The organism is Streptomyces dysideae, from assembly GCF_001514305.1.
Lineage (GTDB): Bacteria > Actinomycetota > Actinomycetes > Streptomycetales > Streptomycetaceae > Streptomyces > Streptomyces dysideae.
This window is the reverse complement of record NZ_KQ949078.1, coordinates 90,748-106,034: the sequence shown is the minus strand read 5'-3', so window position 1 is coordinate 106,034 and position 15,287 is coordinate 90,748. Positions and strand designations below refer to the sequence as shown.

Annotated in this window: 12 protein-coding genes; 4 read left to right on the top strand and 8 right to left on the bottom strand. The window is 69.3% G+C overall.

Annotated elements, in window-relative coordinates; genetic code table 11:
• Positions 1–99: 99 nt before the first annotated feature.
• The 3 genes from AQJ91_RS08880 (at position 100) to AQJ91_RS08870 (ending at position 3,190) form a co-directional block, all read left to right on the top strand.
• A complete protein-coding gene (locus AQJ91_RS08880; protein WP_079084814.1) occupies positions 100–1,173 on the top strand; it encodes a ParA family protein in 1,074 nt (357 codons plus the stop codon).
• Positions 1,170–2,267 carry a ParB/RepB/Spo0J family partition protein gene (locus tag AQJ91_RS08875; protein WP_067018223.1) on the top strand — a complete coding sequence of 366 codons (1,098 nt, stop codon included), beginning with the start codon at positions 1,170–1,172 and terminating at the stop codon, positions 2,265–2,267. Before AQJ91_RS08880 ends, AQJ91_RS08875 begins: the two co-directional genes overlap by 4 nt.
• Before the next feature lie 305 nt (positions 2,268–2,572).
• Complete coding sequence (locus tag AQJ91_RS08870; RefSeq protein WP_067018220.1) at positions 2,573–3,190, top strand: GNAT family N-acetyltransferase; 618 nt, start codon at positions 2,573–2,575, stop codon at positions 3,188–3,190.
• An 84-nt stretch (positions 3,191–3,274) separates the two neighbouring features.
• Here the strand turns inward: AQJ91_RS08870 and trxA are convergent, their stop codons facing one another.
• The 7 genes from trxA to AQJ91_RS08835 all read right to left on the bottom strand — a co-directional run bounded on the left by trxA (position 3,275) and on the right by AQJ91_RS08835 (position 12,917).
• Positions 3,275–3,607 (bottom strand): thioredoxin, encoded by a 333-nt coding sequence (trxA, locus tag AQJ91_RS08865; protein ID WP_007492540.1) that lies wholly within the window; start codon positions 3,605–3,607, stop codon positions 3,275–3,277.
• 41 nt (positions 3,608–3,648) lie between these two features.
• Positions 3,649–4,617, bottom strand: coding sequence for a thioredoxin-disulfide reductase (gene trxB / locus AQJ91_RS08860; RefSeq protein ID WP_067018218.1), 969 nt, complete (start codon positions 4,615–4,617; stop codon positions 3,649–3,651).
• A gap of 195 nt (positions 4,618–4,812) precedes the next feature.
• Positions 4,813–5,724 carry an anti-sigma factor gene (locus AQJ91_RS08855; protein WP_067018216.1) on the bottom strand — a complete coding sequence of 304 codons (912 nt, stop codon included), beginning with the start codon at positions 5,722–5,724 and terminating at the stop codon, positions 4,813–4,815.
• On the bottom strand, positions 5,721–6,446 hold the full coding sequence (gene sigM / locus AQJ91_RS08850) for an RNA polymerase sigma factor SigM (RefSeq protein WP_067018214.1): 726 nt from the start codon (positions 6,444–6,446) through the stop codon (positions 5,721–5,723). Before sigM ends, AQJ91_RS08855 begins: the two co-directional genes overlap by 4 nt.
• A gap of 19 nt (positions 6,447–6,465) precedes the next feature.
• Positions 6,466–8,154: a protein kinase family protein gene (locus AQJ91_RS08845; protein WP_067018212.1), complete on the bottom strand. Its 1,689-nt coding sequence runs from the start codon at positions 8,152–8,154 to the stop codon at positions 6,466–6,468.
• A 119-nt stretch (positions 8,155–8,273) separates the two neighbouring features.
• Entirely contained in the window at positions 8,274–10,508 is a 2,235-nt protein-coding gene (gene murJ / locus AQJ91_RS08840; RefSeq protein WP_067018210.1) for a murein biosynthesis integral membrane protein MurJ, read from the bottom strand.
• A 45-nt stretch (positions 10,509–10,553) separates the two neighbouring features.
• On the bottom strand, positions 10,554–12,917 hold the full coding sequence (locus AQJ91_RS08835) for a DUF6049 family protein (RefSeq protein ID WP_067018208.1): 2,364 nt from the start codon (positions 12,915–12,917) through the stop codon (positions 10,554–10,556).
• 256 nt (positions 12,918–13,173) lie between these two features.
• On the opposite strand from AQJ91_RS08835, the gene AQJ91_RS08830 reads away from it, so the two are divergent.
• Positions 13,174–14,646, top strand: a complete 1,473-nt coding sequence (locus AQJ91_RS08830) for a CCA tRNA nucleotidyltransferase (protein WP_067018206.1) — start codon at positions 13,174–13,176, stop codon at positions 14,644–14,646.
• Positions 14,647–14,769: 123 nt separating this feature from the next.
• Here AQJ91_RS08830 and AQJ91_RS08825 read toward each other — a convergent pair whose 3' ends face one another.
• A complete protein-coding gene (locus tag AQJ91_RS08825) occupies positions 14,770–15,282 on the bottom strand; it encodes an LppU/SCO3897 family protein (RefSeq protein WP_067018204.1) in 513 nt (170 codons plus the stop codon).
• Between the last annotated feature and the right edge of the window lie 5 nt (positions 15,283–15,287).

Genomic DNA, 15,287 nt, shown 5'->3' with positions numbered 1-15,287 from the left:
CGAAAGCCTCTCGGGTCACTCGGAGAGGTAACGGAGTTGTCCACAGAGGTGGATTTCTCCACAGAACACCAGGCCTCACTGGTTCACGACCCCGAAGGCATGGGAGGCTCTGTTCATTGCGAGCCTGAAGTCGAGGAGAGTGAATCCTTGCGGTCCGACGCCAACATCGCGGGACCGATGACCGATCCGGTCCCCGGTCCCCGTACCGAGTCGATGGGGGAGGATGTTTCACGTGAAACACCGCCCCCGATGGACGACACTCCCATCGGTCGTGCTGCCCAACTGGCGGTGGAAGCTCTGGGGCGCGCCGGCGAGGGGCTGCCACGGCCCGAGCAGACGCGCGTCATGGTGGTCGCCAACCAGAAGGGCGGCGTGGGCAAGACCACGACGACGGTCAACCTCGCCGCTTCGCTGGCTCTGCACGGCGGCCGTGTCCTGGTGATCGACCTCGACCCGCAGGGCAATGCGTCCACTGCCCTGGGCATCGACCACCACGCCGAAGTCCCATCGATCTACGACGTACTGATCGACAGCAAGCCGCTGGCGGAAGTCGTCCAGCCGGTCCCGGATGTCGAAGGGCTCTTCTGTGCGCCCGCCACGATCGATCTCGCCGGTGCGGAGATCGAGCTGGTGTCCCTGGTGGCGCGTGAGAGCCGGTTGCAGCGGGCGATCCAGGCGTACGAGCACCCGCTGGACTACATCCTCATCGACTGCCCGCCCTCGCTCGGCCTGCTGACGGTCAACGCGCTGGTGGCCGGGCAGGAGGTCCTCATCCCGATCCAGTGCGAGTACTACGCGCTGGAGGGCTTGGGCCAGCTGCTGCGCAACGTCGACCTGGTGCGGGGGCACCTCAACCCCGCCCTGCATGTGTCGACGATCCTGCTCACCATGTACGACGGCCGGACGCGTCTTGCGTCCCAGGTCGCGGAAGAGGTGCGCACCCACTTCGGCGACGAGGTGTTGCGGACGAGCATTCCCCGCTCGGTTCGTATCTCCGAGGCGCCGAGCTATGGCCAGACGGTGCTGACCTACGATCCAGGATCGAGCGGTGCCCTGTCCTATCTTGAGGCGGCACGAGAAATTGCGCTGAAGGGGGTTGGCGTCAGCTACGACGCGACCCAGGCGCACATCGGCGCACAGAGTGACCCGAGCATGGTGGAGGGGATGCAGTGAGCGAGCGACGGAGGGGTTTGGGCCGTGGTCTCGGCGCACTGATCCCCGCAGCTTCGACCGAGAGGACTGTGGCTCCGGCCGCGGTGGGGGGCGCTGCTTCCGCGTCCTCGCCCGGCGTGCCGGTGCTGACCGAGCGCGGGGTGGCCGCGGCGAAGGTGGCCACGCTGCCGCCTGTTTCACATGAAACCGAGGAGCCATCGGTGAACGGCGCCGGGGAGACCCCTGCGTCTCCCGTCGGCGCCCACTTCGCCGAGCTTCCCCTCGACTCCATCAAGCCGAACCCTCGCCAGCCGCGTGAGGTCTTCGACGAGGACGCCCTGCAGGAGCTCGTCACCTCCATCAAGGAGGTCGGTCTGCTCCAGCCGGTCGTCGTTCGGCAGCTGGGCCCCGGGCACTACGAGCTCATCATGGGCGAGCGGCGCTGGCGGGCCTGCCGTGAGGCCGGGCTGGAGGCGATCCCGGCGATCGTGCGGGCGACGGACGACGAGAAGCTCCTCCTGGACGCCCTCCTGGAGAACCTCCACCGCGCTCAGCTGAACCCGCTGGAAGAGGCCGCCGCCTACGACCAGTTGCTGAAGGACTTCAACTGCACGCACGACCAGCTGGCGGACCGCATCGGCCGGTCCCGTCCGCAGGTCTCCAACACACTGCGGCTGCTGAAGCTCTCCCCGTCGGTGCAACGCCGGGTGGCCGCCGGAGTGCTCTCCGCCGGGCACGCCCGGGCATTGCTCTCCGTCGATGACTCGGAGGAGCAGGACCGGCTGGCCCACCGCATCGTGGCCGAGGGGCTCTCGGTGCGGGCCGTCGAGGAGATCGTGACCCTGATGGGCTCCCGCCCGCAGACGAGCCAGCGTGCCAAGGGACCGCGGGCCGGCACCCGGGTCTCCCCGGCGCTGACCGACCTCGCGACCCGTCTCTCGGACCGCTTCGAGACGCGGGTGAAGGTCGAGCTGGGCCAGAAGAAGGGCAAGATCACGGTCGAGTTCGCCTCCCCGGAGGACCTCGAGCGGATCCTCAACTCACTCGCCCCGGGCGAGAAGCTGGCCCTCCAGAAGAGCCTTCTGGACGACGACGCGGAGGAGACCGAGGCCTGAGCCTCCGGTCGGCCGGGCGGGGCGGGCCGTATCCCGTGTGTACCGGGACACGGCCCGCTCTTTGCTTTCTGGCGGTATCGAGGGAATCGCATCGTGGATACGATGCGTTCGGGTATGGCGCATCCACCTGGCAGAACCTCTTAAGGGGAGGCGGGGGTCATGCGAACGGTGAGCCGGACCGGACTGGTGAGCGCGGGCCTCGGCCTGGGCGCGGTCGGCGGGTTCGTCGGCAGCCTGCTCAGGGAACGGAGTGCCCTGACAGCCGCCCGCGACGCCGCGGGCGAAGGAAGCGAGGAACAGCCTTCATGGGGCGCCGGCTCGTACCGCTCACGCTGGACAACCTTCAGGACCTTCCCAAGCGCTGTCGCACATGTGTCTTCTGGGAGTTGGACCCAGTCAGTGGCGAAGCCGCGGTAAAGGCGGGCACGCCCGCGCTGGAGAAGGAGGCCTGGATCTCTGCCGTCCTGCTGGACTGGGGATCCTGCGGCCGGGTCGTCTACGTCGACGACGTGCCCGTGGGCTTCGTGCTGTACGCGCCTCCCGCCTATGTGCCGCGCTCCACGGCGTTCCCCACGAGCCCCGTTCCCCCGGACGCGGTACAGCTGATGACGAGCTTCATCATGCCGGGATACCAGGGCCAGGGGCTGGGCCGGGTGATGGTCCAGACGGTCGCCAAGGATCTGCTCCGGCGGGGCTTCAAGGCCATTGAGGCCTTCGGCGACGCCCGCTGGAAGGAGCCCGCCTGTGTACTGCCGGCCGACCATCTGCTGGCGGTCGGCTTCAAGACGGTGCGGCCTCACCCCAGGTACCCGCGACTGCGGCTGGAGCTGCGGACGACGCTCTCCTGGAAGGAAGACGTGGAGATGGCGCTCGACCGGCTGCTGGGGGCCGTACAGAAGGAACCGGCGCTGCGGCCGCTGTGACGGACATGCGAGTGGGCCGGCCTTTCGGGTCGGCCCACTCGTGTTTCACGTGAAACAAGTGCCGCCGGTTCGGCGGCGATGCCGTTACTCGGCGATGAAGTCCTCGAGGTCGCGGACGATCGCGGCCTTCGGCTTCGCACCAACGATGGTCTTGGCGACCTCGCCGTTCTGGTAGACGTTCAGCGTCGGGATGGACATGACGCCGTACTTGGCGGCCGTACCCGGGTTCTCGTCGATGTTCAGCTTGACGATCTCGATCTTGTCGCCGTACTCGGCGGCGATCGCCTCGAGGGACGGCGCGATCTGGCGGCACGGACCGCACCAGGCGGCCCAGAAGTCCACCAGGACGGGCTTGTCGCTCTTGAGGACGTCCTGCTCGAAGGAGTCGTCGGTCACATTCTTCAGGGTGCCGGCCACGGCGGGCTCCTTAACTCTTGGTGCGTGGGGCGGATGGGGGGTCAGACAGAGGTCTTCTCGGGCTCGGCCTTCTCCTCGTCCGCGAGGGCGGCGAGGAAACGCTCTGCGTCGAGAGCGGCGGAGCAGCCGGTGCCGGCCGCGGTGATCGCCTGCCGGTAGGTGTGGTCGACCACGTCACCGGCACCGAAGACACCGGTCAGGTTGGTGCGGGTGGAGGGGGCGTCGACCTTGAGGTAGCCCTCCTCGTCCAGCTCCAGCTGGCCCTTGAACAGCTCGGTGCGCGGGTCGTGGCCAATCGCGATGAACAGGCCGGTGACCGCCAGGTCGGCGAGCTCGCCGGTCTTGACGTTGCGCAGCTTCAGGCCCGAGAGCTTCTGGTCGCCCTGCACCTCGGCGACCTCGCTGTCCCAGACGAACTTGATCTTCGGGTCGGCGAACGCGCGGTCCTGCATCGCCTTGGAGGCGCGCAGGGTGTCACGGCGGTGGACGATCGTCACGGACTTGGCGAAGCGGGAGAGGAAGGTGGCCTCCTCCATCGCGGTGTCGCCGCCACCGATGACGGCGATGTCCTGGTCCTTGAAGAAGAAGCCGTCGCAGGTGGCGCACCAGGAGACGCCGCGGCCGGAGAGCGCGTCCTCGTTCGGCAGGCCGAGCTTGCGGTGCTGCGAGCCGGTCGCGACGATGACGGCCTTCGCCCGGTGGACTGTGCCCGCGGTGTCGGTGACGGTCTTGATCTCACCGGTCAGATCGGCGTTGACGATATCGTCCGGAATGAGTTCGGCTCCGAAGCGCTCGGACTGGGCGCGCATGTTGTCCATGAGCTCGGGGCCCATGATGCCGTCCTGGAAGCCGGGGAAGTTCTCCACCTCGGTGGTGTTCATCAGCGCGCCGCCGGCGGTGACGGCGCCCTCGAACACCAGCGGCTTCAGCGACGCGCGCGCGGTGTAGAGCGCCGCCGTGTAGCCGGCGGGCCCGGAGCCGATGATGATCACGTTTCGGACGTCGCTCACGGCTTGTTTCCTCGTCTCTGGACTGCGTCGTTCGACCGGTGGGAGCCCCTTTCAGAACTCTCACCCCACCCAACGGATCCTAAGGGGCGCGCATTCCCACTGTGTCCGGGCACACGGAGCCCTCACCGAGTCCGATGGCAGGGGTGTGCGAGACCGTACGGGACACCGTGCGGGACGGAGACGAAGCGTCCGAGCTCAGGAGCGGTTGTAGGTGTGAGTCAGCAGCACCTTGGCCGTCGTAGACGACTCTTCCTTGGTGCAGGCCGCGTCCACGATGTAGGCGGTGACCCGGGAATCGTCGGAGACGGCGGGCAGCACCACGAGCAGGGCGTCGGTCTCCTTGTAGGTGCCCTCCTTGGTAGCGAGTGCCGTCTTGGCGTCGTTGCGGCCGATGCCCTTCTGGACGCACTCAGGAACCGTGGGCACATTGAAGACGCGGTTCTCGGAGTTCGGGACCGACTCGACGCCGATGCCGCTGCGCGGCGGACGGGAACCGTCGGCGGCGCCGTCGCTCCCGGCAAGGAGGTCGGCGACCTGCTTCTCCAGGTTGCCCTCGGAGAAGGTGTCCGCGGCTGAGGGATGGGACGGGGTGCCGTCATTGAGCGAGGACATCAGTACGGAGCCGAGCCCGATGGCGGCGGCCGTGAAAACGGCGCCCAGAACGGCGACCCTGCGGCGCCCGCCCCTCTTGCGGTCCTTGCGGCCGGGGCCGGTGGTCGAGGTGCGGGCGTGGCCGACGGGACGGTCCGCCGCTGTCGATGTTTCACGTGAAACATGACCGTCGTCGTCCGCGTCGGTCCCCGACCGGGATGCGCTGACGAGTGCGGGTGCGTCCGCCTCGTCGGGTGCCGTGGCGTTCAGGAGGGCCTCGGCGGCGAGGGCGGCGTCGATCCGCCCTACGACATCGGCGGGCATGCGGGGCGGTCCCGGGAGGGTGCCGAGTAGTCCCCGGATCTCCTCCAGCGAGGAGTGGACGTCCGCGCACAGCTCGCACTCGTCCAGATGCCGCCGTACGTCCGTGGTCCGGGACGGGGAGAGCAGGCCCTCGGTGAGATCGGAGATCTCCGCGACGTCCGGGTGCCCGGCCGTGTCCGTCGTGGATGTCACGCTCGCCCACCTCCGCCCTTCACAGCAGCTGAATCGCTTGGCCCGGTATCGCGTGTGCCCGCGTCGTGCGGTCCCGCTGCCGGTGGGACGGATGTCCCCTGCGTCCGGTTCCGCCCTGCGCCCGGTTCTCTGCCGTCGCCGGTGTTTTCCGGCCGCAGATGCGTCAGGAGCGGCACGAGTCTGGCCCTGCCGCGTGCACAGCGGCTCTTCACCGTCCCGGTCGGAACGTCGAGGATGCGGGCCGCTTCGGCGACCGGGTATCCCTGCATATCCACCAGCACGAGGGCGGCCCGCTGGTCCGGCGGCAGCGTGCCGAGTGCCTCCAGCAGCTGGCGGTGCAGATCATTGCGCTCTGCCGGCGCCGACGCCGACTCGTGTGGCTCCAGTAGCTGTTCCAGACGCTCGGTGTCGTCGACGGGGGAGGTCTTCCGGGAAGCCGCCTTGCGGGCGCGGTCCAGACAGGCGTTCACCGTGATCCGGTGCAGCCACGTCGTGACGGCCGACTGGCCGCGGAAGGTGTGGGCGGCACGGTAGGCGGAGACAAGGGCGTCCTGGACGGCGTCAGCGGCCTCCTCGCGGTCGCCGAGGGTCCGAAGGGCCACCGCCCAGAGCCGGTCCCGGTGCCGCCGTACGAGCTCAGCGAAGGCGTCGGGATCACCCTCCACATGGCGAGCTAGGAGGTCCCGATCGCTCGTGTCGCCGTAAGCGGTGTCATCTGCCATCGGGCCCCCTCCCTCGTCCTTAGCTGGTCACCTTGATGTCCGCCACCCGGCCCCGCCACTCACCGTCGATCTGCGGCAGTTTGGTCAGCCAGACCAGAAGGTAGCGGGACTTGAGGGACTCGTCGGGGCTGAGAGTCACGCTCGTGCCGGAGCCCTCGGTGACCTTGGTGTAGGCGTCGAAGGACGTGGGCTGCGAACTCGCGTCACCGGAAGCGGCGAGGAGCTCGACGGACGTGTCCCCCACGAAGGAAACGGTCACCTTCCCGACCTCATGGACCTTGCCGAGATCGAGGATGACACCGACGCCGGACTTCAGCCGGCCGAAGTCGGCACTCAGGTAGTAGTCCGTCTGCCAGTACGTGCTGGGCGAGTTGTCGTAGACCTTGTCTATGTCGCCCGGCTTCTCTTCGCCGTCGCCGCCCGGGTCGAAGTCGTGAGCACTGCTGATGGCGATCGGAGTGCTGGCCGGCGGCGTCGGCTTCTTGTCGTCGCCGTCCGGCGTCTGGGTCTGGTTCGTGTCGTCGGACTTGTTGCCCTGGTCCATGAGGGCGTCCGCGAGCTGCCAGCTGCCCAGGCCCAGCGCGGCGATCAGGAGGGCGGAGACAGCCCACTTGAGCGCCTTGCCGGTACGGCTCTGCAGCGGGGGCGGCGGGGCCGGCACCGAGTGCGTGGCACCCGGATGCGGCGCGGGGCGGCCGTACGTGCCCTGCTGGTACGTCGTGCGCTGGTACTCCGGCGGGGCGGTGAACGCGGGCTCCGGCGGGCGGATGCGGGGCATCTCGCCGATCGCCCTCACCAGCTCCTCCGGCGTCGTGCACGCGGACTCGTGCCGGGACGCGGTCGCGCCGTCGTTGACGAGGGCGCGCATGGCGAGCTCGGACAGACCGCGGTGGACGCCCGCGCGCACCTGGTCGGGGGCGATCAGACCGACGTCCTTGGGCAGCCCGGACAGGCCGTAGGCGTCACTCTCGTACGGCCACCGCTGGGTCAGCGCGGCGTACAGCAGGGCGCCGACGGCCTCCGTGTCGGTGCGCTGGGGGGTGTCCGAGCTGATGCCGCGCAGCGCGGCGTTCACGGCGAGGCCGCGGATGCGCCACTGACCGCTGGAGGTACGCAGCACCGCGTTGGGGTTCAGACGTAGATGGGCCAGGCCTTCGCGATGGGCGGCGGCCATGGCGGCGGAGATCTGGCTGACCATCTGGTAGGCGTCGTGCGGCTCCAGCGGCCCGGGGGCGAGCAGCGCGGTCAGCTCGACGGCGTCGGGCAGCCACTCGTGGACGACATAGACGAGGTCGTTCTCCTCGACGGCGTCCAGGACCTGCACGAAGCGGGGATCGCCGAGCAGGGCGGAGGAACGCGCCGCGGCCAGCACGGAACGGGCCCGCGCGTGGTCGGCCGGCAGGACATGGACGCCCACGGCACGACGAAGCTTCTCGTCGACCGCACGCCAACTGCTGAAACCGTCCAGACGGGTGACGCACTCCTCGAGGCGATAGCGTCTGGCGAGCTTGTGGCCGCTGTGCAGTTCAGGCGGTGAGGCCTTCCCGGGACCTTCGGTCCCGCCACTCCCCTGTGCCTCGTCGATGTCCGTGTCCCGCTCCCGGTTCTGGGCCACCCCGTCGGCCGTGGACTGGTCCGCCTCTGCGGTCAGCGGCTCGTCGCCGCTGTTGTCTGCCACGTCGACGGCAGCCGTGCTCCGTTCCGCCACCGTCGTTCCCTGCCTCCCCATTCGTTGCACGCTCTCCGACGCCGAAACCAATTGTGCCCACAGTCCGCCGCTATGCACGACACACGATGGCGGACGATGGTTGTGCGCGTACCCCCGCTTCAGCGCCCCAGACGCCCGCGGACCATGCCGACCAGCGAGTTGAGTTCCTCGATGCGCATCTTGCGGGCGGCGACGAAGAAGATCCCGAGCAGCACGGCTCCGCCGACGAGCAGCGCCGCGAAGGACCCGGCCACACCCTGGCCGAGCGTGCGGCCGATGCCGTAGCAGACCACGCCACTGAGGAACGCCGCCGGCACCGAGGCGATGCACAGCCTGGCGTACGTCCGCATCACGCGGGCACCGTCCAAGTCGCCGCCGAGACGTTTGCGCAGCCGACGCCAGGCGATACCGACGCCGATGGCGTAGGCCAGGCCGTACGAGGCCGCCATGCCGACCACCGCCCAGCGGGCCGGCAGGACGAAGTAGCAGACGGCCGAGGCGGCCGCGTTGCCGGACGCCACGATGACCGTGTTGTAGAAGGGCGTGCGGGTGTCCTCGTAGGCGTAGAAGGCACGCAGGACGACGTACTGCACGGAATACGGGATGAGGCCGAGGCCGAAGGCCATCAGCATGAAGCCCATGTTCGTGGCCTGGTCGGCGCCCGAGGAACCGAAGATCAGGGTGCACATCGGGATGCCGAGGGCGACGAACCCGAACGCGATCGGCACGATCGCGACGGCCGTCGTGCGCAGGCCCTGGGAGATGTCGTCACGGACGGCGCCGCCGTCGTCCTCCGCGGCCGAGCGGGAGATGCGCGGCAGCAGAGCGGCCATGAGGGAGACGGTGATGATGGCCTGCGGCAGGCCCCAGATCAGCTGGGCGTTGGCGTAGGCGGCGAAACCGGTGCCGTCGACGCCGGAGTCGACGCCGGACGCGGTGGACAGCTGAGTGACCACCAGCGCACCCGCCTGGTTGGCCAGGACGAACAGGATCGTCCACTTGGCGAGCATCGCGGCCTTGCCGAGGCCGTGGCCCTTCCAGTCGAAGCGCGGCCGCACCCGGAAACCGGCCTCCCGCAGATACGGGATCATCGCCAGCGCCTGCACGACCATGCCGAGCAGGATGCCGACGCCGAGGAGCTGCAGGCCCTCCGGCGGGATGTTGGTGACCTGCATGCCGGAGTGCTCCGCGGTGCCGTACACCCAGAGGAACATGCCGAGTGTCACGATGATGACGATGTTGTTCAGGACCGGCGTCCACATCATCGCGCCGAAACTGCCGCGGGCGTTGAGGATCTGCCCCATCACCACGTGCACGCCCATGAAGAAGATCGAGGGCAGGAAGTAGCGGGTGAAGGTGACGGCGACCTCGTTGGCCTGGGGGTCGCTGGCGACGGGGTTGGCCAGCATGCGCACCAGGAGCGGCGCGGCGAACATCGCGAGCGCGGTGAGCGCGGCGAGCGCCACCATGACGAGCGTCAGCAGCCGGTTGGCGTACGCCGCACCGCCGTCCTCGTCGTCCTTCATCGCGCGCACGAGCTGCGGCACGAAGACGGAGTTGAGACCACCACCCACGGTCAGGATGTAGATCATCGTCGGCAGCTGGTAGGCGACCTGGAAGGAGTCGCCCAGGAGGGCGAGCCCCAGCGCCGAGACGATCATCGCGGAGCGGATGAACCCGGTGAGCCGGGACACCATCGTGCCCGCCGCCATCACGGCGCTCGACTTCAGCAGGCCCGAGGCCCGGCCGCCCTTCTTGGCGGCGGGGGCAGGAGCCGGTGCTGCGGGCTCGGGTGCGGGCGGGGGCGGCACTGGCGCCTGGTACTGACCTGCGGGCGGTGCCGGGGAGGACGGGGCCGGGACCGACGGGGACTCGTACGGCGGGCGGGTGCCCTGCTGCTGGTCGCGGAAGAGGTGCGCGAAGGCGTCGGGCTCGTGGCGCTCGTCGGCGGAGTGGGTGACCAGGTCATCGACGCCCACGTACTGGGTCGTGCGCGGGTCGTCTCCGTACGGCAGGTACTGGGTCGGGCCCTCCGGCTCGGGCGCCGGGGTCTGCGCCCACACCTGCGGGTCGGGGGCGTACGGCGGCTGCTGCGGCTGAGCGTAGAGCGGCTGCTGCGGCTGGTAGGTGCCCGGGGGCGGCGGCGGGTGCGCGGCACGGTCGTAGAGCGCCTCGGCGACCGGGTCCTGGGCGGAGATGTCCTGGGCCCGGTAGGGGTCCTGGTCGTAGGCGTCCTGGAGATACATGTCCGCGGGAGGCTGCGGCGGCACCTGACCGTGCCCGGGCGGCGGGCCCTCGGGGTGGCCCGAGCTGCCCGCGGCCCGGCCGCGGTCACCGTCGTACGGCGCGTTCATGGTTACCCCACCTCATCGTCCCGGGCCCACCGGCCACGACATCGCTCAACGGTCCACTCTCTCACCCGTGCCGGACGGGTCGGCGCTTTCCGCTGCGGTGTCCGGCGTCGGATCACTCGGCTGCTCCGGGGCGTCTGCCCGGGAGCCGGTACCGGACTCTTCCTCGAGACGCTCCTCGGGGCCCCGCGGGTTCTCCGGGCCGTCGGCCGACTCGTCCGTCCCGTCAGGACTGTCCTCCGCTGCCTTCCTGGCCGCCGCGCGCCTGCGCTGCGTGTACATACGGAAGCCGGCCAGGACGAGCAGGAGGAAACCGCCGCCGATGACCAGCATCACGGTGGCCGTGACATCGGTGACCCGCACATCGAAGGTGACGGCGGTGCCGTACTTCTGGCCGTCCTCCGTGTACAGCTGGGCGACCACCGTCTCCTTGCCGTTGGCGATGGCCGTCGTGGTGAACTTCACCGTCTGGCTGTGCCCGCCGGAGACCTCGACCTGCTGCTCGTCGTACTCCTTGCCGCCGATCTCGAGGCGCTTCGGGCTGAGCGAGGTCAGCCGCAGCACCAGGTGGTCGACTCCCTGCACCAGGTTGTTCTGCACGGTGACGGGGATCGTGGCGCTGCGGCCGGAGAGCTTGGTCTCGGACTTCTGGATCAGTCCGACCCGGCCGGTCAGGGAGTTGAGGTGCGACTCCACGCCGTCGCGGTAGTCAGTCGCCTCGGTGCCGCGGCCGCGCCACGAGGCGGACATCTCGCGGTTCATGGCCCGCCCGAAGGGGGTCACCACGCGGGACCCGTCGCTGAGGATCACCTCGAAGTGGTCGAGCTTGCCCTGCGTGGCCGCGATCTGCTGGAAGGCCGGCTTCGACAGCTCCTGCTTACGGAGCGAGGAGGGGTACGCCGACGCCGACGGGACCTTAGTGGTGGCGCCCGCGTCCGGCTTGGCCGCGGCGGTGGCCGTGAGCTCCTGGGACTGGGACCAGGTGCCGCCCTGCAGGGCCGTCACGGCCTCGGCCAGTGCCTGGGCCTGGCTGACCGTCGGCATGCGCTGCGGGGCGACCACGATGCTGCGCTGCTTGCCCGTCTGGAGGTTGAGGGACAGGCTCTGGGCCAGGAACCGCTGGACGGCGAGGGTCGTGGAGGACGCCTTCGTCAGGTTGCCCTGGAACACCGTCGACATCCGCGAGTCCGCCACCACCGCCGTCGTGCCGCCGCCGATGGGGCGCGCCGCGGAGGGCGTGTACGGCAGGCCGCCGGTCTCCTGCAGGCTGTCGCTGCGGGCGATCACCTTGTCCGCGCCGGCGGAGGTGGCGACCTTGACGATCGACGGGTCGACGGCGCCGTTCACCGGCCAGGCGAAGTCGGTGACCGGCTTCACGTGCAGGATCGGCCCGACGGTGTTGTCGACGACATCGGTGGCTTCCTTGAAGTGGCTCAGCGAGCCGGTGACCCCCGTGCCGTTGTGGGCGAGGGAGGCCAGGTCGGGGTCGGAGAACGGGAGGGCGACGACCTCCTTGTCCTGCACCGCCTCCTGCAGGTCGGCGAGCCATCGTTTGGCGATCGCCTGATGGGTGCCCGCTGTGGTGGCGGTGCCCTCGCCCTGCACCTGGTAGCTGCGCGTCATCGCGTCGGCGGAGGCCAGCAGGTCCGGGTCGACCACCCAGGTGACGTCGAGTCCCCGGCCCAGCGACACGAGCTGCTCCAGGCGGCCGCCCGGGGCGATCTCCTTGGCGAGGTCGTCGTCGCGAAAGACCGGCGTCTGCGACTCGTCGGACCCGGTCTGCGCCGTCATGTGGACCGTGGAGATCAGCGGCCACAGGACCGTCGTCCGCGTCCTGGTGTCGGCCTCGTCGGGCTGCCACGGCAGGAAGGTGCGCTGGATGCCGAGGACCTGTTCCCACGGCTGCGCGGACGTCTCGCCGGACAGTGAGACGGCGAACTGGTAGACGCCGTCCGCGCCGAGGTCCAGCTCGTCGACCGGTATCGCGATGCTGAAGCGCTCGGAGACGCCTGGGGTGAGTTTGGCGAACTCCTCGACGTACTTCCCACCGACCGGTGCCCCGTTGGCGCCCTGCTGGGAGCCGGTGAGTTTGGCGGCGCTGTCGATGGCCGAGCGGGTGGTGAGCGGGAGCCCCACCCGGAGGTCCACGTGGGCGTCGGTGACGGTCTGCTTGCCGTTGTTGGTCACCGTGCCGGACACGGTCAGCGTGTCGCCGTCCGTGGGGACACTGGGAGTGAGCGAGTCGACGGCGACGGACACCGTGCTCGAGCCGGAGGCGGCCGCTGCGGGCGTGGCGGGCAGCTGGCACAGGCCGGCCAGCAGGGGCGCCCCGGCAAGCAGTGCCCCGGTGCGCCGCAGCCACCGGCGGGCAGGTGAGGGACTCATCCCCTGGAAGTCTGCCGCCTCGGCCACGCGCTCGCCCGTCCCTCGTCGTCGTCAGTGGTCGTCGGAATGTGCGTCCACGCATGGTAACGATGCGCGCTGAGCGGAAGTGCCGCGGACTGCTCCACAAGATCGGCCGACGGTGACGGGCTGCCCGGAATGTGCCCCTATAAAGGGGAGTGCTTCCGCACGTCTCCGGAATGGTCCTTGTGTACGTACTGGCAGAGCTGTCTGCACGTTTAATGGAGGCGCTTACGGCCGCCCGGGCCACGTACCCTCTTCTGTTGTGCCGAACGTCAATGAAGAGACCTCCAGTGCCCTGAGCCAGGTGCAGCACCGCGCGGTGAGTGAACTGCTGCGGGTCGCCCCTGTCGCCGACGACCTCGCCCGCCGCTTCCAGGAGGCCGGGTTCTCACTCGCCCTGGTCGGCGGGTCGGTCCGGGACGCGCTGCTCGGCCGACTCGGCAATGACCTGGACTTCACGACGGACGCCCGCCCCGAGGACGTACTGAAGATCGTCCGCCCATGGGCCGACGCCGTGTGGGAGGTCGGGATCGCCTTCGGCACGGTCGGTGTCCAGAAGGACGCCCGCGTCGGAGATGTTGATCGACGCTTTCAGATCGAGGTGACGACCTACCGGTCGGAGGCGTACGACCGGACCTCGCGCAAGCCCGAGGTGTCGTACGGCGACTCCATCGAGGAAGATCTCGTCCGGCGCGACTTCACCGTGAACGCGATGGCCGTCGCGCTTCCGGAGAAGGAGTTCATCGATCCGCACGGCGGGCTCGAGGACCTCGCGGCGCGGGTACTGCGCACGCCGGGCACCCCCGAGGAGTCCTTCTCGGACGACCCGCTGCGGATGATGCGGGCCGCGCGTTTCGCCGCCCAGCTCGACTTCGAGGTCGCTTCCGAGGTCGTCACCGCCATGACGGAGATGGCCGCGCGCATCGAGATCGTCTCGGCCGAGCGGGTGCGGGACGAACTGAACAAGCTCATCCTGTCCGCCCAGCCACGCAAGGGCCTGACGCTGCTGGTCGACACCGGGGTCGCCGACCACGTGCTGCCCGAGCTGCCGGCCCTGCGCCTGGAGAGCGACGAGCACCACCGGCACAAGGACGTCTACGAGCACTCGCTGATCGTTCTGGAGCAGGCCATCGCGCTGGAGGAGAACGGTCCCGACCTGACTCTCCGGCTGGCCGCGCTGCTGCACGACATCGGCAAGCCGCGCACGCGCCGCTTCGAGAAGGACGGCCGGGTCTCGTTCCACCACCACGAGGTGGTCGGCGCGAAAATGACCAAGAAGCGGATGACAGCCCTGAAGTACTCCAACGAGCTGGTGAAGGACGTCTCACGTCTGGTCGAACTCCACCTGCGCTTCCACGGCTACGGCACGGGCGACTGGACGGACTCGGCGGTCCGCCGCTACGTCCGTGACGCGGGACCGCTGCTCGACCGTCTGCACAAGCTGACCCGCTCGGACTGCACGACGCGGAACAAGCGCAAGGCGGCCGCGCTGTCGCGGGCGTACGACGGCCTGGAGGACCGGATCACTGAGCTCCAGGAGCAGGAGGAGCTGGACGCCATCCGTCCCGACCTCGACGGCAACCAGATCATGGAGATCCTCGGCGTCGGACCCGGGCCGGTCATCGGCCGTGCCTACAAGCACCTGCTGGAGTTGCGGCTGGAGTACGGGCCGATGGAGCACGACGCTGCGGTGACGGCACTCAAGGAGTGGTTCGCGCAGGAGTCGGGGGCCTGAGCCGGAGACCCCGCATGAGAGAGGGGGCGTCATGTTTCACGTGAAACATGACGCCCCCTCCTCGATGTTTCACGTGAAACATCGGTTCGTGAAAACAGAGACCGGCGAACCAGTCCGAGTCGATCAGACGTCGGCCAGGCACAGCAGGAAGTCGGATTTGCCACCCGTCTCGGCGTAGTAGCTGGTGGCTCCATCGACCTTGCTGCACGCGGTCTCGGCGGTGAGCTCCGTGTAGCGACCCTTGATCTTCTCGAGCACCTTGACCTCGGCCTGGGACGAGGAGCACTCCACGATCTCCAGGGTGTCGTCCGAAGCCGACGACGACGGGGCCTTCAGGCAGTCGCCCACCGCGGCGTTCTTGGCATCGTCCTGGCTGACTATGTAGCCGACGATGAGTACGGTGCCGACACCCACGACGAGCAGGATGTTCTTGATCGTCTTGAAGCTGAACCGGCGCCGGGGCTGCTCCGGCGGAACCGGCGCGTACGGAGCCGCGCCCTGCTGGGGGAACCCGGGCTGACCCGGCTGCTGCGGGTAGCCGCCCTGGGGCGGGTACGGGGCCTGGCCCTGGGGCTGGCCGTAGGGCTGCTGGCCCTGAGCGAACGGGTTCTGGCCCTGAGGCGGCGGAGTTGTCACTTGGG